Consider the following 514-nt stretch of genomic DNA (forward strand, 5'->3'; position numbering starts at 1 on the left):
GATACTTCATTTAACTTCTGCATTTCGTTACCTTTTATCTCTTGAGTATCAGGCAGGCTATTTCTGATATCCATTAGGTTTTTAGCATAATGACTGGGCAATATTTTTATTTCAGATGCATTTGGTACACTGCTTCCATAGTTGTAATCCCTTTCCTCCTCACCCAAAGAAAGAAAGTCCGCGACTTTCTGTTGGTTTATCTGCCATGAGTCAACCAAATGAAAATCACTAGACATATGCTGCATAACATTTTCATATTCGCGCCTGGACTGCACCCAACGCAAACACAATAAAACAGCCTTTTTTTTAGCGCAATGTAAAGTATTTTCAATGATTACAGGTATGGTCAGCAAAGGTAAAAATTTATACCACCCGTTATCACCAACGACCATAAGGGTATTTTTTGTTTTTTATAAATCGTAAAATATCTTCATCATAACCATAGCTAAAATCGCTTTTTGTCACCCCTTTACACATATCCAGATCTTTTCCTGAAGCTGTTATTATTCTTGTG

General features: G+C 36.0%; 2 pseudogenes. Both read right to left on the reverse strand.

What is annotated here, in order from left to right:
* Window positions 1-392 (reverse strand): annotated as a pseudogene (locus HEM79_RS22345) (hypothetical protein); the annotation flags it as partial.
* A pseudogene (locus HEM79_RS23220) lies at window positions 379-514 on the reverse strand (DUF2931 family protein); the annotation flags it as partial. The pseudogenes HEM79_RS23220 and HEM79_RS22345, both read right to left, overlap by 14 nt.

Source organism: Escherichia sp. 93.0816 (assembly GCF_013368855.2).
GTDB classification, from domain to species: domain Bacteria; phylum Pseudomonadota; class Gammaproteobacteria; order Enterobacterales; family Enterobacteriaceae; genus Escherichia; species Escherichia ruysiae.